The following is a 24747-nucleotide window of genomic DNA, read 5'->3' on the forward strand; positions in this document are numbered from 1 at the left end:
GCCCGGAATGCCTGCGTGCCGCTCTTGCTGTAGAGCCGAGCCCGTGCTCGGCTTCGGTGCCCGGCGGCCGAGCATGGGCTCGGCTCTACATGGGCAGGTGCTCAGCCCGCTGCAGGCGCCGGCAGCGGATCCACGTGCCCGCACTGGCTGCAGGTACGCAATTCCAGGCTGGCGTGATAGCGCGCGAACACCTTCGGCAGGTCGGTCTCGATGTTCTGCAGCTGGAAGAACTCTTCGTGCAGCTTGTGGTTGCAGCGCTCGCAGTGCCAGATCACGCCGTCCATCTCATGCGGCAGGCGCTTGCGTTCGACCACCAGGCCGACCCCGCCGGGCGGGCGCCGCGGCGAGTGCGGCACCCTGGCCGGCAGCAGGAAGATCTCGCCGGCGCGGATCGGAATGTCGCGCACCGCGCCGTCTTCCTGGACCTTCAGCACCATCTCGCCCTCAAGCTGGTAGAACCACTCCGGGCCTTCGTCGTAGTGGTAGTCGGTGCGCGAGTTCGGCCCGCCCACCACCATCACGATGAAGTCGCCGTTGTCGATCATCTTGTTGCCCACCGGCGGCTTCAGCAGGTGGCGATGTTCTTCGATCCAGGCGTGCAGGTTGATCGGCGAGGCGAGCATGGTCGTGGTCCGTAGGGAGGTCAGTCGCGCCGGCCCTGGCGCGGAACATAGGACAGCGCCTTTTCATAGGCCGGCTTCAGCTCTTCCGGCGCACCGACGTCGATGCCCATTTCGCTGACGCGGCCGTTCTTCAGGCTGTAGACCCAGCCGTGCACCATCAGCTTCTGGCCGCGCGCCCAGGCGTCCTCGACGATGGTCGAACGGCACAGGTTGGCGACCTGCTCGATCACGTTCAGTTCGCACAGGCGCGCGTGCTTCAGCTCGTCATCCTCGATCGCATCGAGGATGCCCTGGTGCTTCTGCACGACATCGCCGACATGGCGCAGCCAGTTGTCGGCCAGGCCGACGCGGGTATTGTGCAGGCAGGCGTGCACGCCGCCGCAACCGTAGTGGCCAACGATCAGGATGTGCTTCACCTTCAGCTGGTCCACCGCGTACTGCACCACGCTCAGGCAGTTCAGGTCGCTGTGTGCCACCACGTTGGCAACGTTGCGATGCACGAAGACTTCACCCGGCGCCATGCCGATGATCTGGTTGGCCGGCACCCGCGAGTCGGAGCAGCCGATCCACAGGTATTCCGGATGCTGCTGCTTGGACAGGTGCTGGAAGAACTCAGGGTCCTCCTTGGCGATGCGGTCGGCCCAGTCGCGGTTGTTCTGCAGCAGGCGGTGGATGTCTTTCATGTGCGGTATCCCTGGCGTCGGGTGGGGGCAAGGCGCGGCCGTTCTGGTCGCGCTGTCGCGGGAAGCTGAGGTGATCAGCCGCTGGACGCGGACTGTTCACGGTGCCAGCGCATCCACTGCGCCAGCTCATGGGAGGACGGGGAGGCGAGCGCGTCCAGTGCGGCGATCACGGCCTGCTGGTTGGCGTCGGGATGGTTCTGGCTGAGTTTCAGCTTCAGCTGTACGTGTTCAACCTGGAAGCGGAAGCCGACGATGGCGCGCAGCTCCGGGCCGTGTTCGGCGCGCGCGGCATCGAACCGCCAGGCCTGGCCGACGCTGGCTTCGAAACGGTCGCTGATCGCGCCGACCAGTTCAGCCAGCGCACCGGCATCGTCGAACGTGTGCAGCTGGCCGCGCAGCTCGGCAGCCGCATAGTTCCAGGTCGGCACCCGCGCAGCAGGCTCCTTGTCCGGGTACCAGCTGGCCGAAACATAGCCGTGCGGTCCATCGACCAGCACCTTGGCGGTGCCGCGGTGGCGCGACTGCGGGTTGGCGCGGGCCCAATGCCCGCACAGTTCGATGCGATCGCCGTCACGCCGGTACAGCACCGGCATCCGGGTCAGCTCTGGCAGGCCATCGCCGCCGGTCGTGAGCACGGTGACGAACGGGTCGCGTGCCAGCAGGCGGTCCAGCCAGAGCAGGTCGGTCTCGGCGAAGGCGCGCGGGGTGAACATGCTGAGGTCAGGCGCGCCCGCCCAGCGACTGGATCATGCGGCCACGCAGGCCCTCGTCGCTGTCGGCCTGCGGCGGCTGCACTTCGTGCAGGCTGAACCCTCGCACTAGCGCATCTTCCTCGTCCAGGCCGTCGTACTCGACGAATTCGGCGTCGAACAGCTGCGAACGCGCGGTGTCCTCGCTGTCATAGCTCAGCGTGTTGCCATCGCTGTCGAGCACTTCGGCGGTGCCGGCAGGGCGAACGCGCAGGCGCGCCCAGATCAAGGTGTTGCCGAGGCTGGCCAGCCACCAGCTGTCGCACGAGGCGGTGATGTCATTCATGAGCGTATTACCAGAGCGAGGCCAGCCAGAGCAGGGCAGCCATGCCCAGTCCGGCCAGCAGGGTCAGCAGCGATACCCAGGCCGGTGTCGCCAGCCCGGACAAGGAGCGGTCCGGTTGCTGCCGATAGTCGCGTCGCAGCAGCCAGGCCAGGGCATCGGGCTTGAGGAAGGCGCCGCTGCCGAAGCGCGCGGCGAGCGCCGGATAGCGGTCGCGCACGTGCACCAGGGTCAGCGGCCAGAAGATCACGAAGGCACTGAACCCGGCCACTGCGACGCCGACGAAACAGAGGGCGAAGAACAGGGTCATGGGGGAAGTACCTCCGTGGTCGTATGGGACTTAGAAGTCCGCGCTGCCCGGGGCGCGCGGGTAGGGGATCGCATCGCGGATGTTGGACAGCCCGCAGACGTACACCACCAGGCGCTCGAAGCCCAGGCCGAAGCCTGCGTGCGGCACCGAACCATAGCGGCGGAAATCGCGGTACCAGCTGTAGTGCTCGCGATCCAGGCCGAACTGGGCCATGCGCGCGTCCAGCACGTCCAGGCGCTCTTCGCGCTGGCTGCCGCCGATGATCTCGCCGATGCCCGGGGCCAGCACGTCCATCGCGGCAACGGTCTTGCCGTCGTCGTTCAGGCGCATGTAGAAGGCCTTGATGTGCTCCGGATAGTTGGTCACCACCACCGGGCGGCCGACGTGCTCCTCGGTCAGCCAGCGCTCGTGCTCGGTCTGCAGGTCCAGGCCCCATTCGACCGGGAAGTCGAACTTCTTGCCGGACTTCTGCAGCAGGCTGACCGCATCGGTGTAGTCGATGCGCTCGAACGGGGCATTGATGAAGTCTTCCAGCTTGGTGATCGCGTTCTTGTCCACGCGCTCGGCAATGAAGGCCAGGTCGTCGCCACGCTCGTTCAGCACCGCGCGGAACAGGTACTTCAGGAACTCCTCGGCCAGGCGCGCGTCTTCGGCCAGGTCGGCGAAGGCGATTTCCGGTTCGATCATCCAGAATTCCGCCAGGTGGCGGGTGGTGTGGCTGTTCTCGGCGCGGAAGGTCGGGCCGAAAGTGTAGACCTTGCTCAGCGCCAGGCAGTAGGCCTCGACGTTCAGCTGGCCGGACACGGTCAGGAAGGTTTCCTTGCCGAAGAAGTCGCGGCTGAAATCGATCGCGCCCTTCTCATCGCGCGGCAGGTTCACCATGTCCAGGGTGGACACGCGGAACATCTGGCCGGCGCCTTCGGCGTCGGAGGTGGTGATGATCGGGGTGCTGATCCAGTTGAAGCCGTTCTCGTGGAAGAAGCGGTGCACGGCCTGGGCCAGGCAGTTGCGGATGCGGGTGACCGCGCCGAACAGGTTGGTGCGCGGACGCAGGTGCGCCACTTCGCGCAGGAACTCCGGCGACATCGGCTTGGGCTGGATCGGGTAGGTGAGCGGGTCTTCGACCCAGCCGACCACCTCCAGCGCGCTGGCCTGGATCTCGAACGACTGGCCCTTGCCCTGCGACTTCACCAGCGTGCCGGTGGCGATGACCGAGCAGCCGCTGGTCAGGCGCTTGATCTCGTCGAAGTTGGCCAGGGTGTCATTGGCCACGACCTGGATCGGGGCGAAGCAGGAGCCGTCGCTCACATTCACGAAGGCCAGATTCGCTGAACCGCGCACCGTGCGCACCCATCCGCGTACCGTGACTTCGCCGCCTTCCGGGATCTTCCCGGCAAGCGCATGTTCAACGCTGACCACCGTCATGACTTGAATCCTCTGCTGATCGACTCGATCTGTGAACACGGGAGTTTACCGGTTGCAGTGTTCCGCTTGCGAGGCATTTTTCATGGTAACGGCTCCTTATAATGTCCCCGTACCTCTGGAGTAGCCTCATGGCTGTCAGCCTGACCCCCATTGCCTTCGAGCGCGTGCAGCGCTTCGTCGCCCAGACCCCCGGCGCGCTGGGCCTGCGTTTCGGCGTGACCAAGACCGGCTGTTCCGGCTGGGGCCACGTGACCGACCTGGCCCGCGATGAGCGCGAGGGCGATACCGTGTTCGAGCAGGACGGCGTGAAGATCTATGTCGACGCCAAGAGCCTGGCGCTGGTGGACGGCACCGTGATCGACTTCGGCAAGCATGGCCTGAGCGAGACGTTCACGTTCAGCAACCCCAATGCCACCGCCGAGTGTGGCTGCGGCGAGAGCTTCACCACCGACGCCGACAAGGCCTGACGGCCGGCCGCCGGGCATGGCCCTGCGCTGCCCGCCTGGTGGGTGCCGACCTTGATCGGCACCGGGGCAGGGCACCCCGGTTCAGCATGTCGGGTACCCCCGGTTGCCCATCCTCCCCATCTGCGCCATAATGCGCGGCTTCCTGCCTACCCGGCGGGAACCCTTGCCCCACCGCGGTCTCAACGGCGGGGGGCTGTCCGGCCGCAAGGCCACATCCGAAAGGTAGAAAAAAACATGAGTCGTCATTACGAAATCGTGTTCATGGTCCACCCGGACCAGAGCGAGCAGGTCCCGGCCATGATCGAGCGCTACAAGTCGCTGGTCGAGAACGGCAACGGCACCATCCACCGTCTGGAAGACTGGGGCCGCCGCCAGCTGGCGTACCCGATCCAGAACCTGGTGAAGGCCCACTACGTGCTGATGAACATCGAAGCCGACCAGGCCGTTCTGAACGAACTGACCGAGAGCTTCCGCTTCAACGACGCCGTGCTGCGCAACCTGGTCATCAAGCGTGACGAGGCTGACACCGAGCAGTCGCTGATCATGAAGAGCAAGGACGAGAAGGGTGACAAGCCGGAGCGCGGTGAGCGCCGTCGTCGTGACGACGAAGAAGGCGAGTCCACCACCACCGCTGACAACGAAGCCGGCGACGACGCCGCTTCTGCCGCCTAAGGAGCCTTCCCATGTCCAAGTTCTTCCGTCGCCGCAAGTTCTGCAAGTTCACGGCTGAAGGTGTGAAGGAGATCGACTACAAGGATCTCAACACCCTGCGCCAGTACCTGACCGAGAACGGCAAGATCGTGCCGAGCCGCGTCACCGGTACCAAGTCGAAGTACCAGCGCCAGCTGGCGACCGCCGTCAAGCGCGCTCGCTTCCTGGCCCTGATCCCGTACACCGACAACCACGACGTCTGATGCCCGGCGGGGCGGCCCGGTGCCGCCCCGCTGTGCCAGCTATTCGGACAGCCTTTGTTGCGGGGCATCGCCTCGCTAACGAATAACTTATCTGGAGCAATACCATGCAGCTGATCCTCCTGCAGAAAGTCACCAACCTCGGCAACCTGGGCGACCTGGTCGACGTGAAGCCGGGCTACGGCCGTAACTTCCTCGTGCCGCAGGGCAAGGCCGTGCCGGCCACCGAGAGCAACAAGGCCGAGTTCGAAGCCAAGCGCGCCGAATACGAAGCCAAGGCCCAGGCCATCCACGCCGAAGCTGACGCCCGCAAGGCCAAGCTGGACGGCGCGAGCGTGACCATCCCGGCCAACGCTTCGACCGAAGGCAAGCTGTACGGCTCGGTCGGCGCCCGTGAAATCGCCGATGCCTTCACCGCCGCCGGCCTGCCGGTCAGCAAGAGCGAAGTCATCCTGGGCGAAGGCGCCTTCCGCAACATCGGCGAATACGACGTGCTGATCCACCTGCACGCCGACGTCGAGACCACCGTCAAGGTCGTCGTTGTCGCCGAAGCCTGATCCCACGCCGCAAGGCCTGGCATCACCGCAGAACGGGCGCCCGCAAGGGTGCCCGTTTTGTTTTATGGCTCCCGCTCCAGGGTGTCGAGGCCGGCCGGGCCGACGGGGCAGGGCCGGACAATGTTCCACGCCCATTCGTAGAACACGGCCACATCGGTATACTCAGGGCGTCACACCCGTTCCACGGTCATCGATCCCAACAGGATCAATGACTTGGAGGGTAAACGCAGGCCGCTTGCCGGCCCCAGTCCGGAACCCCTATGCGTCTTTCCACGATCAAGCTGTCCGGCTTCAAGTCGTTCGTCGATCCGACCACCCTGCACCTGCCGACCAACATGACCGGCGTGGTGGGGCCCAATGGCTGCGGCAAGTCGAACATCATCGACGCCGTGCGCTGGGTGATGGGCGAGAGTTCGGCCAGCCGCCTGCGCGGCGACTCGCTGACCGACGTGATCTTCTCCGGTTCCAACGCCCGCAAGCCGGTCTCGCAGGCCACCGTCGAGCTGATCTTCGACAACTCCGACCACACGATCTCGGGCGAGTACGCCTCGTTCAACGAAATCTCGGTCAAGCGCACGGTCAGCCGCGACGGCACCAGCAATTACTACCTCAACGGCACCAAGTGCCGCCGCCGCGACATCACCGACCTGTTCCTCGGCACCGGCCTGGGGCCGCGCAGTTACTCGATCATCGAGCAGGGCATGATCAGCCAGATCATCGAGGCGCGCCCGGAAGACCTGCGCGTGTACCTGGAAGAGGCGGCCGGCATCTCCAAGTACAAGGAGCGCCGCAAGGAAACCGAGACCCGCATCCGCCACACCCGCGAAAACCTGGACCGCCTGGGTGATCTGCGTGATGAGATCAGCAAGCAGCTCGAGCATCTCAAGCGCCAGGCCAAGCAGGCCGAGCAGTACCAGGCGCTGCAGGAAGAGCGCCGGGTCAAGGATGCCGAGTGGAAGGCACTGGAATTCCGTGGCCTCGACGGGCGGCTGTCGAAGCTGCGCGAAGGCCTGTCGCAGGAAGAAACCAGGCTGCAGCAGCTGATCGCCGACCAGCGTGACGCCGAGGCTCGCATCGAGACCTCGCGCGTGCGCCGCGAAGAGGCGGCCGACGCGCTCAACACCGCGCAGGCGGCGGTCTACCAGGTCGGCAGCACGCTGGCCCGCCTGGAGCAGCAGATCCAGCACCAGCGCGAGTTGTCGCAGCGCCTGCACAAGGCACGCGATGAAACCCAGCAGGCCCTGGCCGAACTGGGGCAGCACATCAGTGGCGACGAAGCCAAACTGAGGGTGCTGCGCGAGGCGGTGAAGGCCGCCACTCCGCAGCTGGAAGAGCTGCAGGAAGAAAACGAGATCAAGCAGGAAAGCCTGCGTGAGGCGGAAGACCGGCTGGCCAGCTGGCAGCAGCGCTGGGAACAGCACACCTCGCAGAGTTCGGAAGCCTCGCGCGCCGGCGATGTCGAGCGCACGCGCGTGGACTACCTGGACAAGCAGATCCTCGATGCCGACCGGCGTCGTGAAGCCCTGGCCGCCGAGCGCGCCGGGCTGGACGTGGATGCACTGGAAGAAGCCTTCGAGCAGCTGCACCTGCAGCACGACACGCAGAAGACCGCGCTGGATGAGCTGAGCGAAGACGTCGAGCTGCGCAAGCAGGGCGTGACCGCCGTGCAGGAGCAGCAGCGCAAGGGCCAGAGCGAACTGGCGGAACTGCGCAAGCAGGTCAACGGCCTGCGTGGCCGCCTGGCCTCGCTGGAAACCCTGCAACAGGCCGCACTGGGCCAGGAGCAGGGCGCGGCTGTGGCCTGGCTGAAGGCGCGTGGGCTGGATTCGGCGGCGCGTGTCGGCGAACGCCTGGACGTTGATGCCGGCTGGGAAAACGCGGTGGAAAGCGCGCTCGGCCAATTGATCGAAGGCGTGCTGGTGGATGACCCGGCCAGCCTGGTCGACGCGCTGGGCGAACTGGGCGATGGCCACATCGCGCTGGTTGCCAACGCCGGTGCCGACGTCAAGGCTGCACCGACCTCGCTGGCTGCACGCGTGCGTGGTCCAGCAGCGATCCGTCGCCTGCTGGCGCACCTGCACGGTGCCAAGGATCTGGCCGAAGCCAAGGCGCTGCAGGCCAGCCTGCCGGAAGGCGATTCGATCATCACCCAGGGCGGTGAGCGCCTGGGCGAGGGCTGGCTGCGCGTGTCGCGTTCCGGCGCGGCCCAGCAGGGCGCGCTGCTGCGCGAACGCGAGATCAATGAGCTGCGCGAGCAGATCGAGCAGCTTCAGGACCGCGAAGCCGAGCTGGAAGAACAGCTGGCAGGCTTCCGCGAGCAGTTGCAGGCCGCCGAACAGCAGCGCGAAGACGCGCAGCGTGCGCTGTACCAGGCCCATCGTGCGGTATCCGAACTGGCAGGCCAGCTGCAGGGCCAGCAGGGCAAGGTGGAAGCCGCACGCACGCGCATCGATCGCATCGAAGGTGAGCTGAAGCAGTTGCAGGAAACGCTGGAGGCCAACAACGAACAGGCGCGTGAAGCGCGTTCGCGATTGGAGAACGCGGTCAGCAGCATGGGCGACCTGGAATCGACCCGGCAGCGACTCGAGGGCGAGCGCCGCCAGCTGACCGAGGCCCGCGACCTGGCCCGCGACGCCGCACGTGCGGTGCGCGAGCGTTCGCACTCGCTGGCGCTGACCCTGGAATCGCAGCGGGCGCAGCTGGCTTCGTTGAGCCAGGCACTGGAGCGCATGGGCACCCAGCGCGGGCAGCTGGATTCGCGCCTGGGCGAGCTGCATTCGCAGCTGGACGAGGGTGATTCGCCGGTCGAATCTCTGCAGGCCGAGCATCAGAACGCGCTGGAAGAGCGCGTGCGCGCCGATCGCGTGCTGACCGAGGCGCGCACGCTGCTGGACGGCATCGACGCCGAGCTGCGCAATTACGAACAGACCCGCCACCAGCGCGACGAACAGGCATTGGCCCAGCGTGAGCGCATCTCGCAGCGCAAGCTGGATCAGCAAGCGCTGGTGCTCAGCGCGGACACCCTGCAGGGTGCGGTGGAGAAGGCCGGTTTCGTACTGCAGGACGTGCTCAATGCGCTGCCCGAAGATGCTCGCTTGGGCGACTGGGAGCAGGCCGTGCACCAGATCGATGGCCGCATGCGCCGGCTGGAGCCGGTCAATCTGGCGGCCATCCACGAGTACGGTGAGGCGTCGCAGCGCTCGGACTACCTGGATTCGCAGCACACCGACCTGACCACCGCGCTGGAAACCCTGGAAGATGCCATCCGCAAGATCGACCGCGAGACCCGCGGCCGCTTCAAGGACACTTTCGACCGCGTCAACGCCGGCGTGCAGGCCCTGTACCCGCGCCTGTTCGGTGGCGGGCACGCCTACCTGGAGCTGACCGGTGAAGACCTGCTCGACACCGGCGTGACCATCATGGCGCGTCCGCCGGGCAAGCGGGTGTCCAGCATCTCGCTGCTGTCCGGTGGCGAGAAGGCGATGACCGCAGTGGCGCTGGTGTTCGCCATCTTCCAGCTGAACCCGGCACCGTTCTGCCTGCTGGACGAGGTGGACGCACCGCTGGACGAAGCCAACGTCGGCCGCCTGGCCAACATGGTCAAGGAAATGAGCGAGAAGGTGCAGTTCCTGTTCGTCAGCCACAACAAGGCGACGATGGAGGCTGCGCACCAGCTGTCGGGCGTGACCATGCGCGAACCAGGCGTCAGCCGCCTTGTCAGCGTGGACCTGGAAGAAGCCGCACGATTGGCGGGCGCGGCCTGACGTGCCATCCTAATTACCTGAATGAACTAGCCGGAGAACCTATCGAATGTCCGACACGGCACTGTTGCGCATCGGCATCCTGGCCGCCGGCCTGCTGTTGATCGCCGCGATCTTCCTGTTTGGCCGTCCGAAGAAGAAGCCCCAGGGGCGCCGCGTGGAAAGCGCGGAACCGACCAGCGGCGAGCGTCGCGAGCCGGTGCTGGGCGATGATGGCGTCACCGTGGCCGATGGCCGCGTGGAGCCGGGCCTGGGCCCGGAAGGCGAGCAGGCCGAGCTTGGCCTGGCCGACACCGACGCAGGCGCGGCCAGCGACCTTGGCAAGCGCGCCACCCAGGACTTCGACAAGATCGTCTCGCTGTTCGTGGCCGCTCGCGCCGGCGAGCAGCTGCGCGGCGAAGACATCGTGGTGGCGGCGGAGAAGACCGGCCTGGTGTTCGGCCACATGAACGTGTTCCACCGCCTGGCGGAAGGCCACCCGGAGCGCGGCCCGATCTTCTCGATGGCCAGCATCATGAAGCCGGGCAGCTTCGACATGGCCAACATCCGTGCGATGGAAACCCCGGCCATCGCCTTCTTCCTGACCCTGCCGGCGCCGCTGACCGCGCTGGATGCCTGGGAGAAGATGCTGCCGACGGTGCAGCGCATGGCCGAGCTGCTGGACGGCCTGGTGCTGGATGACAGCCGCAACCCCCTGGGCCGCCAGCGCATCGCGCACATCCGTGACGAGCTGCGTGCCTATGATCGCCAGCACCAGGCACCGCCGCTGACCAAGACCCCGCGCTGGTAAGCGCGGTTTGCCATGGTGTGCCGACAACGGTCGGCACCCACCCCCGGTAGATCCACGCCATGCGTGGATGCGGTCTACGCCGGGACGCCGGCCACCTTCGCGAACGCGCGGCGGAACGCGGCCATCTCCTCCTCGGTGCCCACCGTTACCCGCACGCGCTGCGGCCAGATCGGCCAGCTGCGTCCGATCACCACGCCGTTGTCCGCCATCGCCTTGGCGAACGCACTGCCGTCGCGCTGCACATCCACCAAGAAGCAGTTTGCTTCCGACGGAACGCAGCTGAAACCACGCTTGCCCAACCACGCGATGGTGGCCTGGCGCGCCTTGGCATTCTGCAGGCGCCGCTGCGGGATCAGCTGCGGGTCGCGCAGGCTGGCCAGTGCCGCGGCCAGGGCCGGCACCGGTAGCGGGTTGTCGCCCAGGCGGGCCAGTTCGCGCAGGCGGTCGGGATGTGCAGCCGCCACGCCCAGGCGCAGGCCGGCCATGCCGTACAGCTTGGAGAACGTGCGCAGCACGATCAGGTCATCGCGCTGCGTCACCTGCGCGATCAGGCTCGGCTGCTCGCTGTACTGCAGGTAGGCCTCGTCGACCAGCACGCGGGTGGCGGCAGGCTTGTGGGCCAGCAGCCAGGCAAGCTCATCGGCAGGGCTGACCGAGCCGGTCGGGTTGTTCGGGTTACACACATACAGCAGCCCGGTCGGCCGTGCATGTGCGGCGGCGACCATTGCACGAAGGTCATGTGCGCCGTCGTCGCGCAGCGGCACTTTCTGCACGTCGGCACCGTGTGCGGCGGCGACCTCGCCCAGCGTCTCGAAGGTCGGGTCGGCTACCACCAGGCCCTCCTGCGGGCCCGTCCACACGGTGGCGGCGCGATTCAACGGTTCACTGGAGCCGGGATAGAGGCGCACATGGTCGGCCGGCAGTCCTGCCTGTTCGATGAAGACGTCGCGTACCTGTCCGGCCAGTGCGAAACGGTAGCGGCCGCAACCGGCGATGCTGTCGCGCGCGGCCTGCTGGGCAGCGGGCGAGGGGCCGTAGGGGCATTCGTTGAAATTCAGCAGTACGGCACCTTCGCGAGGTGCGGGCGCAGCGGCCGAGGCCGGTTGGGCCTGGGCAGGGCGGGGAAGGCCGGTGCCGGCCATGGCGAGGCCGGCACCGGCCAGCTGCAGGAAGTGACGGCGGGAGGCGGGCGGGGTCATGGGCGGAATTCCGATGAGAGGCGACGCACGCTAGCGCTGGAGGGGGCGGGCGGCAAGCTGATTCTGTAGCGTCGAGCCGTGCTCGACTGCAGACGTGCCAACCAAGGTTGGCACCTACCGGAACGGGGCGAAGATTGGCAGCTACCGGAACGGGGCGAAGGTTGGCAGCTACCGGAGCGGGGGCGATGGTTGGCAGCTACCAGAGCGGGGGCGGCAGCCGAGCATGGCTCGACGCTGCAAAGGCGGAGGCGCTACCGGGCCTGACGGCCGGGCGCGGTAGAATTCCCGGCCATCCCAGAACCACCGGATCCCGATGAGCCCCAGCCCCGCCGAACGCGCCGCAGACCTTCGCAGGCAGATCGCCCAGGCCAACCGCGCCTACCACGAGCTGGACGCGCCGGAGATCCCCGACGTTGACTACGACCGGATGGTGCGCGAGCTGGAAGCGCTGGAGCGCGAGCATCCGGAACTGGCCCGTGCCGACAGTCCGACCCAGCAGGTCGGTGCGCGGCCCTCCGGCCGTTTCCCGGAAGTGCGCCACGCGGTACCGATGCTGTCGCTGTCCAATGCCTTCAGCGATGAAGAAGTGGCCGATTTCGTGCGCCGCATCGACGAGCGCCTGGGGCGTCGCAGCCTGCGGTTCTCGGCCGAGCCGAAGATGGACGGCCTGGCGATCAGCCTGCGCTACGAGGAGGGTCATTTCGTGCTCGGCGCGACCCGTGGCGATGGCAGTACCGGCGAGGACGTGACCGCCAACCTGCGCGAGATCGGTGACATTCCCAAGCGCCTGCACGGCAAGGACTGGCCGGACGTGCTGGAGGTACGCGGCGAGGTCTATATGGCGCGTGCCGATTTCGAGGCCTACAACGAACGTGCCCGTCAGCACGGTGGCAAGGTGCTGGCCAATCCGCGCAACGCCGCGGCCGGCTCGCTGCGCCAGCTCGATCCGAAGATCAGTGCGCAGCGCAGGCTGAGCTTCTTCGCCTACGGCACCGGCGAGGTGCAGGGTGGCGAGCTGCCAGACACGCATTCGGGCACGCTGGCCCAGCTCGGCGCCTGGGGTTTCCCGGTCAGCGCACTGTGCAAGGTGGTGGAAGGGACCGACGGCCTGCTGGGGTACTACCGCGATATCGGTGAGCGCCGCGACGGCCTGCCGTTCGATATCGATGGCGTGGTCTACAAGCTGGATGACCGCGCCGGCCAGCAGGCGATGGGCTTCGTCTCGCGCGCACCGCGCTGGGCCATCGCGCACAAGTTCCCGGCGCAGGAACAGAGCACCACGGTGGAGGCGATCGAGATCCAGATCGGCCGCACAGGTGCTGCCACGCCTGTTGCGCGCCTGGCGCCGGTGGCCGTGGCCGGCGTGATCGTGTCCAACGCCACGCTGCACAACGCCGACCAGATCGCGCGCCTCGATGTGCGCGTCGGCGACAGCGTGATCGTGCGTCGTGCGGGCGATGTCATTCCCGAGGTGGTCAGCGTCATTCTCGACCGCCGCCCGCAGGGCACCACGCCGTGGCAGATGCCGACGCGCTGCCCGGTGTGCGGCTCGGAGATCGTGCGTGAGGAGGGGGCGGCGGCGTGGCGTTGTTCGGGCGAACTGTCCTGCCCGGCGCAGCGCAAGGAAGCCATTGCCCATTTCGCCTCGCGCCGCGCCATGGACATCGACGGCCTCGGCGACAAGTACATCGAAACCCTGGTCGATGCCGGCATCGTCAAGAGCGTGGCCGACCTGTACCGGCTCAGCCGCGATACGCTGCTGCACCTGAAGCTGGTGCTGGATGCGGAGGATCCGTCGGCGCTGGCAGCGGCGCTGAAGCTGCACCTTCCCGCCGAGGGCAGTGGTGCCGTGCTCAATGCGGTGCTCAAGCTGGACGGCAACGATCCGGGCTGGCGCGCGCAGGCGCTGGCGCAGCCGGCCAGCTTCGAATGGAACACGAAGAAGATCGCCACCAAGTGGGCCGACAACCTGATCGCAGCAATCGACGCCAGCCGGGCCGCCACGCTGGAACGCCTGCTGTTCGCACTCGGCATCGAGCATGTGGGCGAGAGCACTGCCAAGGCGCTGGCGCAGTGGTTCGGTGACCTGGAACTGATCCGCCATCTGCCGTGGCCGCTGTTCAAGCGCGTGCCGGACATCGGTGGCGAAGTGGCGCGGTCGCTCGGCCACTTCTTCGAGCAGCAGGGCAACCAGCAGGCCATCGATGACCTTCTGCAGGTCGGACAGGTCCGCATCAGCGATGTGCACGCGCCCAGCGCCAAGTTGCGCGAGGGGCTGGACCTGGCGCAGCTGCTGGTCGAATCGGAGATCCCTGGCATTACCCGCCTGCGCGCGGAAAAACTGGTCGCCGCGTTGCCCGGTGCACAGGCGGTGCTCGACGCCGAGCATGGCCAGTTCGTCAACGCCGGGCTGCCGGATGACACGGCGCGTGGTCTGGCCGAGTGGCTGGACGCCGATGGCCACGGTGCGATGCTGTTGGCCGCCGAGAACGCGATGCGGCAGATCCTGGCCAAGGCGCCGGCGCTGGCCGAGATCGTGGCCGGTCCGCTGGATGGGCAGACCGTGGTACTGACCGGCACCTTGGCCCAGCTTACCCGCGATGCCGCCAAGGAGCGCCTGGAGGCGCTTGGTGCCAAGGTGTCCGGCAGCGTGTCGAAAAAGACCAGTTTCGTGGTGGCCGGCACCGAGGCAGGCTCCAAGCTGGACAAGGCACAGTCGCTGGGTGTGCCGGTGTGGGACGAGGACCGCCTGCTGGCCTATCTTGCTGAACACGAATGATGACCCCGCCGGGTGCCCCTGCGCCCGGCATGAAACACAAAGGAACACCGATGCAGACCGCCCCGCTGGATTTCCGCCTGGCCACCCGAGCTGACGAGGAGCTGCTGATCGCGTTGATGCGCGAGTTCTACGCCGAAGACAGGATCGACTTCGACGACGCGCGCGTGCGTCGCGGCGTGGATGCGTTGCTGGCCGATCCGCGTAATGGCGAAGTGCTGCTGTGGCTGGACGAGGCCGGCGAGGTGGTCGGCTATGCGGTGATCGCGATGGGCTTCAGCCTGGAACAGGGCGGCCACTTCATGCTGCTGGACGAGCTGTACCTGGCCCACCGTGCACGTGGTCGTGGCCGCGGCAAGCAGGCGCTGGCGATCTGCGAACAGCGTGCGCGCGGCCGTGGCGTCAGCCGCCTGCGCCTGGAAGTGAACCACCACAACGAGCTGGCCCGTCGCCTTTACCTGGCCAGCGGCTACATCGACGACACCCGCGATCTGCTGACCCTGCCGCTGGACCATCCGCGCCCGGAGGGCATCCTGTGAGCGAGGCCCTGCTGCGGGCGCTGCAGCAGCGTGCCGCGCTCAACGCGCTGGTGCGCCGTTTCTTCGCCGAGCGCGATGTGCTGGAGGTGGAAACGCCGATCCTGTCGGTGGCGGGCAACACCGAGCCGAACATCGACAGCTTCCATACCGATTTCACCGGCCATGTCGATGCAGGTGGCCGTCGCCGCTGGCTGCGTACCTCGCCGGAGTATCCGCTCAAGCGCCTGCTGGCCGCCGGCGTCGGCGACTGCTACGAACTGGGTCGGGTGTTCCGCAACGGCGAGGCCGGTGGCCGCCACAATCCGGAATTCACAATGCTGGAGTGGTACCGGGTTGGCTGGGATCATCATCGCCTGGTGGAGGAGACCGCCGAGCTGGTCGGCCAGGCGCTGGCGCTGGTCGGACGCAGTGCGACGCTGCGCGTGCTGAGCTACCGCGAGCTGTTCCAGCAGTACGTGGGCGTGGACCCGTTCAAGGCCGATGAGGGTGCATTGCGGGCCGCGCTGGGTGATGTGCACATCGATCCGGTCGGTTTGACCCGCGACGACTGGCTGGACCTGTTGATGACCCATCGCATCCAGCCGCAGTTTGATGACACGGTGATGACCGTGGTCCATGACTGGCCGTCCAGCCAGGCTGCACTGGCGCGTATCCGGCCCGGCACGCCACCGTTGGCCGAGCGTTTCGAGTTGTACCTGGGCGCGGTGGAGCTGGCCAACGGCTATCACGAACTGAACGACGCCCACGAGCAGCGCGCGCGCTTCCAGCGTGACCTGCAGCGGCGCCATGAACGTGGCCAGGTGCAGCCGGCGCTGGACGAGGCGCTGCTGGCTGCGCTGCCATCGATGCCGGCGTGCGCTGGCGTAGCGGTGGGCGTCGATCGCCTGCTGATGGCGATGAACCGCACGCCGCGCATCGCCGATGTGCTGGCCTACGACTTTGCCCACGCATGAGCGACGCGCGTTCCTGAACTTCGAAGACTGAACGGAATACCGCGTTTCCGCGCTTGCTTCGGTAAGCAGGATGATGCTCTTATCACGGCAGATGCCGGACACTGGCACGCAGTTCATCCATTCCTGTTGGGGAAGGCTTTGGTCAAGTGGTTTGCGGTTGTCGCTGCACCGGTGTACTCCATCGCGCTATGGGGTGCCTGGCTGCCGTCATCGGCATCTGCCCAGCAGGCCGGCTACGACGGTGAAGTGGTGACCTGTGAATCACGCGACATGGGCTGGGTGCATTGCGATATCGATGTCAGCAACGGCATCGACCTGGTGCGCCAGCTCTCCAACAGCAGCTGCATCCGTGGCAGCGAATGGGGCACCGACCGCAGTGGCGTGTGGGTCACGCTGGGCTGCCGCGCCGAGTTCCGCGCGCGCCGCGCTGCAGGTGTCGCGCCGGTAGCCAGCGAGGGCAAGCGCCTGGTCCGTCGCGTGGTGCGTTGTGAATCCAATGGCCGCCCGCAGAGTTGCCCGGTGCGCCTGGATGGGGCGCCAGTGCGCCTGCTGCGCCAGCTGTCGGCGCTGCCATGCCGCGAAGGGCAGGGCTGGGGCTACAAGCGCAATGAAGTCTGGACCAGTCGCGGTTGCCAGGGGGACTTCGAAGTGGCTGACGAGGACGGCCGATTCGTTGACGTACCACGCCGGCTGACCTGTGAATCGAAGTCGAAGAAGCGCCGTTTCTGCGGTGCCAGCATCTCGGTTGGTGCCGCTGTCTTCGAGCAGCTGTCCAGCACGCCGTGCGAGGAAGGCAGTACCTGGGGCTGGAGCCGCAACGGCATCTGGGTGGACGGCGGCTGCCGCGCCGAATTCTCGGTGAATTGAGTCCGGGCGGGCTCCAACCCCGGGGGCGTGGCCCTACAATGGGCCCATGAACACTGCCTCAGACATCGACTACGCCCGTTACGACCACATCCGCCCGATCCTGTGGACCGGCGATGCCCTGCAACTGCTGGACCAGCGCAAGCTGCCGTTCGTGGTCGAGCATGTGGTCTGCCATGACAGTGACGAAGTGGCTGCGGCCATCCACGCGTTGACCGTGCGTGGTGCGCCGGCCATCGGCATCGCCGCCGCCTGGGGCGTGGTGCTGGCGGCGCGCGACGTGCAGGCCGCTGACGGTGCACATGCCCTGCAGCAACTGGAGCCGGCGCTGCAGCGCCTGAACGCCTCGCGCCCGACCGCGGTGAACCTGGCCTGGGCGCTGGCGCGCATGCGCCGCTGCCTGAATGCTGCCGGCGCTAACTGGAAGGCCGCGCTGGAAGCGGAGGCGCAGGCCATCGCCGAGGAAGACCTGGCGGCCAACCGCCATATGGGCGCGCTGGGCGCAGGCCTGATCGAGACCGGTAGCGGTGTGCTGACCCATTGCAACACCGGCTCGCTGGCCACCGCCGGCTTCGGCACCGCGTTGGGCGTGATCCGTGCCGGCATGGCCCAGCACCGCATTGCCCGCGTGTTCGCCGGTGAGACCCGGCCGTGGCTGCAGGGCGCGCGTCTGACCGTGTGGGAGCTGCAGCAGGATGGTATCGACGCCACCCTGATCGCCGATGCGGCTGCCTCGCACCTGATGAAGACCGGTGCCGTGCAGTGGGTGATCGTGGGTGCCGACCGCATCTGCGCCAACGGCGATACCGCCAACAAGATCGGCACCTACCAGCTGGCCATCGCCGCGCGCCACCACGGGGTGAAATTCATGGTCGTGGCGCCGTCCTCGACGGTGGACATGGACACCGTTGACGGCAGCCAGATCGAGATCGAGCAGCGCGATCCGGGCGAGCTGTACGGCGTGGGTGGCACCCGCACCGTGGCCGAGGGCATCGCTGCCTGGAACCCGGTGTTCGACGTCACCCCGGGCGAGCTGATCGACGCCATCGTGACCGAGCGCGGCGTGATCCTGAACCCGACCGCCGGGAACATGCGCGCCGCCTTTGGCGGTTGAGCCGGGACTGGGTCGAGGATGTCTGTAGAGCCGAGCCCATGCTCGGCTCCGCCGGGGAATCCGCCGCAGCCGGGCATGGGCTCGGCTCTACAGGGGCGGATGAACCCCCTAAGTTCCTGATTTGTGCAGGTAAAATCCCCGTAAAGGGAGGCGGAAAACGGCCTGTTGTGGTAGTATCCACAGGTTGAATCGAGGTTCCGGCACGACCCCCTTCCGCAGAGGGCTGCGCCGGACTGGACCGCTACCAGACAACGGAACCCGAATGGCAGAAACCGCCAAGGAAATCATCCAGGTCAACCTGGAAGACGAGATGCGCAAGAGCTACCTCGATTACGCCATGAGCGTGATCGTGGGCCGTGCGCTGCCGGATGCGCGCGACGGCCTCAAGCCGGTGCATCGTCGCGTGCTGTTCGCGATGAACGAGCTCAACGCGCACAGCAACAAGCCCTACTTCAAGTCGGCGCGTATCGTCGGTGACGTCATCGGTAAGTACCACCCGCATGGCGATCAGTCGGTGTACGACACGCTGGTGCGCCTGGCACAGCCGTTCTCGCTGCGCTACATGCTGGTCGATGGCCAGGGTAACTTCGGCTCCATCGATGGCGACTCCGCCGCGGCGATGCGATACACCGAAGCGCGCATGTCGCGCCTCGCGCATGAGCTGATGGCCGACATCGACAAGGAAACCGTCGATTTCCAGCCCAACTACGACGAAAAGGAACTGGAGCCGACGGTCATGCCGACCCGGTTCCCGAACCTGCTGGTCAATGGTTCGGCCGGTATCGCGGTGGGCATGGCGACCAACATCCCACCGCACAACCTGAGCGAATCGATCAACGCCTGCATCGCGCTGATCGACAACCCGGACATCGACGTCGACGGCCTGATGGAGTACATCCCGGGCCCGGATTTCCCGACCGCCGGCATCATCAATGGCACCGCCGGCATCGTCGCCGGCTACCGCACCGGCCGTGGCCGCGTGCGCATCCGTGCCAAGGCCGATATCGAAGTGGCCGACAACGGCCGCGAATCGATCATCGTCACTGAAATTCCTTACCAGGTGAACAAGGCGCGTCTGATCGAGAAGATCGCCGAGCTGGTCAAGGAAAAGAAGATCGAAGGCATCAGCGAGCTGCGCGATGAGTCCGACAAGGACGGCATGCGCATCTACATCGAGATCAAGCGCGGTGAATCTGCCGAGGTTGTGCTGAACAACCTGTACCAGCAGACGCAGATGGAATCGGTGTTCGGCATCAACATGGTGGCGCTGGTCGACGGCCGCCCGCAGCTGATGAACCTCAAGCAGATGCTGGAGGCGTTCGTCCGCCACCGTCGCGAAGTGGTCACCCGCCGCACCGTGTTCGAGCTGCGCAAGGCGCGCGCCCGTGCCCACGTGCTGGAAGGCCTGACCGTCGCGTTGGCCAACATCGACGAGATGATCGAACTGATCAAGACCTCGCCGAACCCGAACGAAGCACGTGAACGCATGCTGGCGCGCGTGTGGGAGCCGGGCCTGGTCGGTGCCATGCTGGGTGCTGCCGGTGCCGAAGCCTCGCGCCCGGAAGACCTGCCCAAGGGCGTGGGCCTGATCGAGGGCGGCTACCAGCTGACCGAGATCCAGGCCACCCAGATCCTGGAAATGCGCCTGCACCGCCTGACCGGGCTGGAGCAGGACCGCCTGACCGACGAGTACAAGCAGCTGCTGGAAGTGATCGCCGGGCTGATCCACATCCTGGAAGATCCCGACCGCCTGCTGCAGGTGATCCGCGAGGAACTGGTCAGCGTCAAGGCCGAGTTCGGCGACGAGCGTCGTACCGAGATCCGCCACAGCGAAGAAGACCTGGACATCCTCGACCTGATCGCGCCGGAAGACGTGGTGGTCACCGTGTCGCACGCCGGTTACGTGAAGCGCCAGCCGGTGAGCGTGTACCGCGCGCAGCGCCGTGGCGGCCGTGGCCGTAGTGCGGCGGCGACCAAGGAAGAGGATTTCATCGAACAGCTGTGGCTGGTCAACACACATGACACGCTGCTGACCTTCACCAGTTCGGGCAAGGTGTTCTGGCTGCCGGTCTACCAGCTGCCGGAAGCGGGTTCCAACGCCCGTGGCCGTCCGATCATCAACTGGATTCCGCTGGAACCGGGCGAACGCGTGCAGGCCGTGCTGCCTGTGCGCGAGTACGCCGATGGCCAGTTCGTGTTCTTCGCCACCAAGAACGGTACGGTCAAGAAGACCCCGCTGGGCGAGTTCGCCTTCCGTCTGGCCCGCGGCAAGATCGCGATCAACCTCGACGAGGGCGATGCGCTGGTTGGCGTCGGCCTGACCGACGGTGAGCGCGACATCCTGCTGTTCGCCTCCAACGGCAAGACCGTGCGCTTCGGCGAGGACAAGGTCCGCTCGATGGGCCGTACCGCGACCGGCGTGCGTGGCATCAAGATGCCGGCCGGCGAGGAAGTGGTCAGTCTGATCGTGGCCGAAAGTGCCGGTGGCATCGAGGACGAGAACGAGGACGACAACGGTGTCGAAGAAGCCGCCGCCAATGGCGATGCGGTGATCGACGGCGCCGACGACGCCAGCGTGCAGTACATCCTCACCGCGACCGAGAACGGCTACGGCAAGCGCACCCCGCTGCCGGATTACCCGCGCAAGGGTCGTGGCACCCAGGGCGTGATCGGCATCCAGACCACCGAGCGCAACGGCAAGCTGGTCGCCGCGGTGCTGATGGGTTCGGATGACGAAGTGCTGCTGATCTCCGATGGCGGCACGCTGGTGCGTACCCGTGGCTCGGAAATCAGCCGCGTCGGCCGCAACACCCAGGGCGTCACCCTGATCCGCCTGTCCAAGGACGAGAAGCTGCAGGCGGTGGAACGCATGGATGCCTCCATCGAAGAGGACGAGGACGAGGTGGCGACTGCTGCCCCGGCCGCGGCCGAAGGCGCACCGGCTGCGGCCAGCAGCGAGGACGCCGCGCAGGAGTGATCCCGCCGCGATGAGACGTACCCGACGACGCCGGCCCTGTGCCGGCGTCGTCATTTCTGCGGATCTTCCGGTCGTGGTGGATTCTCCGATCGCTGCGGACTATCTGATCGCTGCGGACCATCCGATCGCTGCGGTAGAGTCGACTGTTAGTCGACTGCTCTGCGCACGGCGATGAAAAGCCCGCGCTGCGCGCGATAGTCGACTAACAGTCGACTCTACCCAGCCGACGATCACCCAGCCGACGATCACCCAGCCGACGATCACCCAGCCGACGATCACCCAGCCGACGATCACCCAGTCGGCAACCACCCAGCCGACGATCACCCCGTCAGGTCCACCCAGAAAATACGCGCGCGCTTCACATGTGCGGTGGGATAAGGGCGCATGCTGCCCCCGGAGATCGACGATGTCCGCCACGCCGCAGTCCGCTTCTGTCCTCGTCCGCGCCTCCCGCCATCCCCTCGTCACCGTGCTGTCGCTGTTGCTGGTGGTGCTCGGCCTGGTCATCGGCGGTCTCGGTGCATGGCTGCTCAGCCTTGGGGGTTCGGCGTACTACGCCATCGCAGGATTCGGCCTGCTGGCCAGCGGCATCCTGCTGTTCGGCAACCGTCGCAGCGGCGCGCTGCTGTACGCGCTGGTGTTCGTCGGCACACTGCTGTGGACCTGGTGGGAGTCGGGCAGCGACTACTGGCGTTGGGTGCCGCGCCTGGGCCTGGTTACGGCGCTGGGCATCGTGGTGGCGCTGCTGGCACCGACCCTGCGCGAACCGGTGTCAAAGCGCCTTTCCCGTAGTGTGGCTGGCCTGCTGATGCTGGTGTTCGTCGCCGCGTTCGGCCTGGCGTTCGCGCCGCATGGCGAAGTGGACGGGCACCAGCCGTTCCCGGAAGGGGCGGTCAGTGCCGGCCTGGCCCCGACGCGTGATACCACCGGCCTCCAGCCCGCCGACCAGCCTGCCGACGGTGACTGGCCTGCCTGGGGCCGCAGCAATGCTGCCACCCGCTATTCCCCCCTGCAGCAGATCACGCCGGCCAACGTTGCCACGCTGCAGCTGGCCTGGCAGTTCCGTACCGGCGACCTGCCGAAGAAGCGCTGGGGCGCGGAATCCACGCCGCTGAAGATCGGCGACCGCCTGTACCTGTGTACCGCGCGCAACCGCTTGATCGCACTCGACGCCAGCAGCGGCAAGGAACTGTGGCGGTTCGATCCGAAGGTCAAGGACGCTTCGATTCCCTATACAGCTGCCTGCCGTGGCGTGAGCTACTACGAACAACCCAACGCGCCGACCATCGCCGATGCGGTGCTGGCCGATGTCGCCGCCGACCTGGCCCTGCCCGAGCCGCCGCCCACGGTCACCCGCAGCGCCGCGCCGGGCAGCCGTCCGGCCTGCTGGGCGCGCATCATTGAAGGCACGCTGGATGGCCGCATCATCGCAGTGGATGCGGACAGCGGCCGCCCGTGCGCCAACTTCGGCAACAACGGCCAGATCGATATCACCCTGGGCATGGGCGAGGTGCCGCCGGGCTATGTGTCGATCACCTCGCCACCGGCGATCGTGCGCGGCGTGATCGTCACCGGCCACCAGGTGCTGGACGGCCAGCGCCGCGATGCACCGTCGGGGGTGATCCAGGCTTACGACGCGGTCACCGGCAAGCTGCGCTGGGCGTGGGACATGGACCAGCCCGAGCGCAACGGCCTGCCGCCACGCGAACAGACCTATACGCGCGGCACGCCCAACATGTGGACCACGGCCACCGGTGATGAGGCGCTGGGCCTGGTCTACCTGCCGCTGGGCAACTCCGCCGGCGATTACTGGAGCGGCTCGCGCACGGAAAACCAGAACCGCTATTCCACCTCGCTGGTGGCGATCGACGTGGCCACCGGCAAACCGGCCTGGCACTTCCAGGCCGTGCGCAAGGATGTATGGGATTACGACCTGGGTTCACAGGCCAGCCTGATCGACTACCCGACCGCGGCGGGCAAGGTGCCGGCCATCCTGCTGCCGACCAAGCAGGGCGACCTCTACATCCTCGACCGCCGCAACGGCCAGCTGCTGAGTGCCGCGGAGGAACGCGAGGTGCCTGTGGGCGGTGTCGAGCCCGAGCAGCGCTCACCTACGCAGTTGTTCTCGCTGTACCACACGCTGCGCCGCGAGCATGACCTGACCGAGCGCGACATGTGGGGGCTGACCCCGATCGACCAGCTGGTCTGCCGCATCCAGTTCCGCAAGGCCTATTACGAAGGCTTCTACACGCCGCCCAGCAGTGACCGCCACTCCATCGAGTACCCGGGTTACAACGGTGGCTCGGACTGGGGTAGCGTCTCCATTGATACGCGCCGTGGCGTGATCGTGGCCAACTACAACGACATGCCCAACTACAACCGGCTGGTGCCGCGTGCCGAAGCCGACCGGTTGGGCTGGCTGCCGCGCGAGAAGGTCCGCGCCGACAAGGGCGGTGGCGAGGGTGCAGGTGATCCGCAGGTGGGCACGCCGTATGGCATCCAGGTCAATGCCGGCTGGCGGCTGCCGTTCACCGGCCTGCTGTGCAAGCAGCCGCCCTACGGCGGCATTCGCGCCATCGACCTGCGTACCGGCAAGCTGCTGTGGGATCGCCCGTTTGGCAGTGCGCGCGGCAATGGTCCATTCGGTATCCGCTCCGGCCTGCCGATTGAAATCGGTACGCCGAACAACGGCGGTTCGGTGATTACCGCCAGTGGCCTGATCTTCATCGCCGCCGCCACCGATGATCTGCTGCGCGCGATTGATCTGAAGACCGGCAAGGAACTGTGGCACGCCAAGCTGCCGGCCGGTGGCCAGGCCAACCCGATGGTGTACGAACAGGGCGGCCGCCAGTACGTGGTGATCATGGCCGGTGGCCACCATTTCATGGAGACCCCGAAGGGCGATTACGTGATGGCGTTTGCGCTGCCCAGATAGAGCCGACAGGGTATAACCGGCTGGATAGAGCCGACCGGGTAGAGCCGACCGGGTAGAGTCGACCGGGTAGAGTCGACTGTTAGTCGACTGCTCTTCTCTCCCACGCTGGAAAGCCCGCGCTTCGCGCGATAGTCGACTAACAGTCGACTCTACCCAGGCGACTCCACCTTCCCGGACGCTGTATCGAGAGGATCCCTGATCCTGGCGTTGGCAGGGAACCGATGCCGGAAATCCATGCGAGCGAGCATTCTCAAGCTCATGCCCAGCCCCCAACTGCTTGCCGGCCGGCGATCCATCGTCGGCAACGTCTACGCCATCACCATGGTGTGCCGGAACCGCCATCGCGTCTTCGATTGCCCTGCCAATGCCGATCTTGCCATGCAGCTCCTCGGATCGATGGACCGGGAAGGCCTGACTGCGTCGCTTGCCTGGGTCATCATGCCGGATCATATCCACTGGCTGGCTCAACTACGTGGCCATTCGCTGGGCTACTGCGTGCAGCGCTTCAAGGCGCGCAGCAGTTTTCTGATCAACCGGCGGCGAGGGAACCAGGGTGCAATCTGGCAGGCGGGTTATCACGATCATGCGATCCGCAGTGACGCGTCGATGCACAGACACGCTTGCTACATTCTGTCAAATCCCGTTCGAGCCGGTCTTGCCGCGCAGATCGGTGACCATCCGTACGGGTGGTGTCGCTGGCCGCTGAGCGAGCTGGAGTCGGTCCAAGAGGATGAATTCTGATACGGCCAACTCTACCTCGTCGGTTTACTGAAGGGTTCGCGCGATTCCACGCGACTGCGCGCTTCTACGGCCGACTGGGCCGAACCGACT

The 24747-nt window shown here is 66.6% G+C and carries 22 protein-coding genes; 14 read left to right on the forward strand and 8 right to left on the reverse strand.

What is annotated here, in order from left to right:
• Positions 1–101 precede the first annotated feature (101 nt).
• The 6 genes from ACZK0Z_RS08145 to asnS all read right to left on the reverse strand — a co-directional run bounded on the left by ACZK0Z_RS08145 (position 102) and on the right by asnS (position 4073).
• On the reverse strand, positions 102–623 hold the full coding sequence (locus ACZK0Z_RS08145) for a 3-hydroxyanthranilate 3,4-dioxygenase (protein ID WP_197633730.1): 522 nt from the start codon (positions 621–623) through the stop codon (positions 102–104).
• Positions 624–643: 20 nt separating this feature from the next.
• A complete protein-coding gene (can, locus tag ACZK0Z_RS08150) occupies positions 644–1306 on the reverse strand; it encodes a carbonate dehydratase (protein ID WP_057495372.1) in 663 nt (220 codons plus the stop codon).
• Between the two features lie 74 nt (positions 1307–1380).
• Positions 1381–2019, reverse strand: coding sequence for an FMN-binding negative transcriptional regulator (locus ACZK0Z_RS08155; protein ID WP_057493208.1), 639 nt, complete (start codon positions 2017–2019; stop codon positions 1381–1383).
• Positions 2020–2026: 7 nt separating this feature from the next.
• Positions 2027–2341: a hypothetical protein gene (locus ACZK0Z_RS08160; protein ID WP_197633729.1), complete on the reverse strand. Its 315-nt coding sequence runs from the start codon at positions 2339–2341 to the stop codon at positions 2027–2029.
• Between the two features lie 7 nt (positions 2342–2348).
• Positions 2349–2648: a hypothetical protein gene (locus tag ACZK0Z_RS08165; RefSeq protein WP_197633728.1), complete on the reverse strand. Its 300-nt coding sequence runs from the start codon at positions 2646–2648 to the stop codon at positions 2349–2351.
• A 30-nt stretch (positions 2649–2678) separates the two neighbouring features.
• Entirely contained in the window at positions 2679–4073 is a 1395-nt protein-coding gene (gene asnS, locus ACZK0Z_RS08170; RefSeq protein ID WP_079222389.1) for an asparagine--tRNA ligase, read from the reverse strand.
• Positions 4074–4201: 128 nt separating this feature from the next.
• Between asnS and ACZK0Z_RS08175 the strand changes: the two genes are divergently transcribed.
• From ACZK0Z_RS08175 to zipA, 6 genes are all read left to right on the forward strand, one after another.
• Positions 4202–4540: a HesB/IscA family protein gene (locus ACZK0Z_RS08175; RefSeq protein WP_049428383.1), complete on the forward strand. Its 339-nt coding sequence runs from the start codon at positions 4202–4204 to the stop codon at positions 4538–4540.
• 234 nt (positions 4541–4774) lie between these two features.
• Positions 4775–5212: a 30S ribosomal protein S6 gene (rpsF, locus tag ACZK0Z_RS08180; RefSeq protein ID WP_006452997.1), complete on the forward strand. Its 438-nt coding sequence runs from the start codon at positions 4775–4777 to the stop codon at positions 5210–5212.
• 11 nt (positions 5213–5223) lie between these two features.
• Positions 5224–5454, forward strand: a complete 231-nt coding sequence (gene rpsR, locus ACZK0Z_RS08185; protein WP_002804494.1) for a 30S ribosomal protein S18 — start codon at positions 5224–5226, stop codon at positions 5452–5454.
• Between the two features lie 104 nt (positions 5455–5558).
• Positions 5559–6008 (forward strand): 50S ribosomal protein L9, encoded by a 450-nt coding sequence (gene rplI, locus ACZK0Z_RS08190; protein WP_043398478.1) that lies wholly within the window; start codon positions 5559–5561, stop codon positions 6006–6008.
• A 260-nt stretch (positions 6009–6268) separates the two neighbouring features.
• Positions 6269–9772: a chromosome segregation protein SMC gene (smc, locus tag ACZK0Z_RS08195; RefSeq protein WP_197633727.1), complete on the forward strand. Its 3504-nt coding sequence runs from the start codon at positions 6269–6271 to the stop codon at positions 9770–9772.
• A 46-nt stretch (positions 9773–9818) separates the two neighbouring features.
• Positions 9819–10559, forward strand: a complete 741-nt coding sequence (zipA, locus tag ACZK0Z_RS08200) for a cell division protein ZipA (RefSeq protein ID WP_459004508.1) — start codon at positions 9819–9821, stop codon at positions 10557–10559.
• A 74-nt stretch (positions 10560–10633) separates the two neighbouring features.
• On the opposite strand, the gene ACZK0Z_RS08205 is transcribed toward zipA, so the two are convergent.
• Entirely contained in the window at positions 10634–11758 is a 1125-nt protein-coding gene (locus ACZK0Z_RS08205) for a pyridoxal phosphate-dependent aminotransferase (protein ID WP_336339883.1), read from the reverse strand.
• 307 nt (positions 11759–12065) lie between these two features.
• Here ACZK0Z_RS08205 and ligA point away from each other — a divergent pair, with 307 nt between their 5' ends.
• From ligA to gyrA, 6 genes are all read left to right on the forward strand, one after another.
• Positions 12066–14537 carry an NAD-dependent DNA ligase LigA gene (gene ligA, locus ACZK0Z_RS08210; protein ID WP_180848944.1) on the forward strand — a complete coding sequence of 824 codons (2472 nt, stop codon included), beginning with the start codon at positions 12066–12068 and terminating at the stop codon, positions 14535–14537.
• Between the two features lie 50 nt (positions 14538–14587).
• A complete protein-coding gene (locus ACZK0Z_RS08215; protein WP_024957227.1) occupies positions 14588–15073 on the forward strand; it encodes a GNAT family N-acetyltransferase in 486 nt (161 codons plus the stop codon).
• Entirely contained in the window at positions 15070–16026 is a 957-nt protein-coding gene (epmA, locus tag ACZK0Z_RS08220) for an EF-P lysine aminoacylase EpmA (RefSeq protein ID WP_197633776.1), read from the forward strand. Before ACZK0Z_RS08215 ends, epmA begins: the two co-directional genes overlap by 4 nt.
• 138 nt (positions 16027–16164) lie before the next feature.
• On the forward strand, positions 16165–16893 hold the full coding sequence (locus ACZK0Z_RS08225) for a DUF3011 domain-containing protein (RefSeq protein ID WP_049430097.1): 729 nt from the start codon (positions 16165–16167) through the stop codon (positions 16891–16893).
• Positions 16894–16939: 46 nt separating this feature from the next.
• Complete coding sequence (mtnA, locus tag ACZK0Z_RS08230) at positions 16940–18004, forward strand: S-methyl-5-thioribose-1-phosphate isomerase (RefSeq protein WP_197633775.1); 1065 nt, start codon at positions 16940–16942, stop codon at positions 18002–18004.
• A gap of 262 nt (positions 18005–18266) precedes the next feature.
• On the forward strand, positions 18267–20981 hold the full coding sequence (gene gyrA / locus ACZK0Z_RS08235) for a DNA gyrase subunit A (RefSeq protein ID WP_049430095.1): 2715 nt from the start codon (positions 18267–18269) through the stop codon (positions 20979–20981).
• A 99-nt stretch (positions 20982–21080) separates the two neighbouring features.
• Here the strand turns inward: gyrA and ACZK0Z_RS08240 are convergent, their stop codons facing one another.
• On the reverse strand, positions 21081–21398 hold the full coding sequence (locus tag ACZK0Z_RS08240) for a hypothetical protein (RefSeq protein WP_197633263.1): 318 nt from the start codon (positions 21396–21398) through the stop codon (positions 21081–21083).
• Here ACZK0Z_RS08240 and ACZK0Z_RS08245 point away from each other — a divergent pair.
• Positions 21388–23916, forward strand: coding sequence for a membrane-bound PQQ-dependent dehydrogenase, glucose/quinate/shikimate family (locus ACZK0Z_RS08245; protein WP_197633264.1), 2529 nt, complete (start codon positions 21388–21390; stop codon positions 23914–23916). The genes ACZK0Z_RS08240 and ACZK0Z_RS08245 overlap by 11 nt on opposite strands.
• Before the next feature lie 234 nt (positions 23917–24150).
• On the forward strand, positions 24151–24657 hold the full coding sequence (locus ACZK0Z_RS08250; RefSeq protein ID WP_197633265.1) for an REP-associated tyrosine transposase: 507 nt from the start codon (positions 24151–24153) through the stop codon (positions 24655–24657).
• Positions 24658–24747 lie beyond the last annotated feature (90 nt).

This window comes from Stenotrophomonas sp. 116085_Sma (assembly GCF_056479585.1).

Excerpts from the sequence above, each read along its gene's own strand:
- ACZK0Z_RS08145 (WP_197633730.1), bottom strand. The coding sequence starts at position 623 with ATGCTCGCCTCGCCGATCAACCTGCACGCCTGGATCGAAGAACATCGC.
- can (WP_057495372.1), bottom strand. The coding sequence starts at position 1,306 with ATGAAAGACATCCACCGCCTGCTGCAGAACAACCGCGACTGGGCCGAC.
- ACZK0Z_RS08155 (WP_057493208.1), bottom strand. The coding sequence starts at position 2,019 with ATGTTCACCCCGCGCGCCTTCGCCGAGACCGACCTGCTCTGGCTGGAC.
- ACZK0Z_RS08160 (WP_197633729.1), bottom strand. The coding sequence starts at position 2,341 with ATGAATGACATCACCGCCTCGTGCGACAGCTGGTGGCTGGCCAGCCTC.
- ACZK0Z_RS08165 (WP_197633728.1), bottom strand. The coding sequence starts at position 2,648 with ATGACCCTGTTCTTCGCCCTCTGTTTCGTCGGCGTCGCAGTGGCCGGG.
- asnS (WP_079222389.1), bottom strand. The coding sequence starts at position 4,073 with ATGACGGTGGTCAGCGTTGAACATGCGCTTGCCGGGAAGATCCCGGAA.
- ACZK0Z_RS08175 (WP_049428383.1), top strand. The coding sequence starts at position 4,202 with ATGGCTGTCAGCCTGACCCCCATTGCCTTCGAGCGCGTGCAGCGCTTC.
- rpsF (WP_006452997.1), top strand. The coding sequence starts at position 4,775 with ATGAGTCGTCATTACGAAATCGTGTTCATGGTCCACCCGGACCAGAGC.
- rpsR (WP_002804494.1), top strand. The coding sequence starts at position 5,224 with ATGTCCAAGTTCTTCCGTCGCCGCAAGTTCTGCAAGTTCACGGCTGAA.
- rplI (WP_043398478.1), top strand. The coding sequence starts at position 5,559 with ATGCAGCTGATCCTCCTGCAGAAAGTCACCAACCTCGGCAACCTGGGC.
- smc (WP_197633727.1), top strand. The coding sequence starts at position 6,269 with ATGCGTCTTTCCACGATCAAGCTGTCCGGCTTCAAGTCGTTCGTCGAT.
- zipA (WP_459004508.1), top strand. The coding sequence starts at position 9,819 with ATGTCCGACACGGCACTGTTGCGCATCGGCATCCTGGCCGCCGGCCTG.
- ACZK0Z_RS08205 (WP_336339883.1), bottom strand. The coding sequence starts at position 11,758 with ATGACCCCGCCCGCCTCCCGCCGTCACTTCCTGCAGCTGGCCGGTGCC.
- ACZK0Z_RS08215 (WP_024957227.1), top strand. The coding sequence starts at position 14,588 with ATGCAGACCGCCCCGCTGGATTTCCGCCTGGCCACCCGAGCTGACGAG.
- mtnA (WP_197633775.1), top strand. The coding sequence starts at position 16,940 with ATGAACACTGCCTCAGACATCGACTACGCCCGTTACGACCACATCCGC.
- gyrA (WP_049430095.1), top strand. The coding sequence starts at position 18,267 with ATGGCAGAAACCGCCAAGGAAATCATCCAGGTCAACCTGGAAGACGAG.
- ACZK0Z_RS08245 (WP_197633264.1), top strand. The coding sequence starts at position 21,388 with ATGTCCGCCACGCCGCAGTCCGCTTCTGTCCTCGTCCGCGCCTCCCGC.
- ACZK0Z_RS08250 (WP_197633265.1), top strand. The coding sequence starts at position 24,151 with ATGCGAGCGAGCATTCTCAAGCTCATGCCCAGCCCCCAACTGCTTGCC.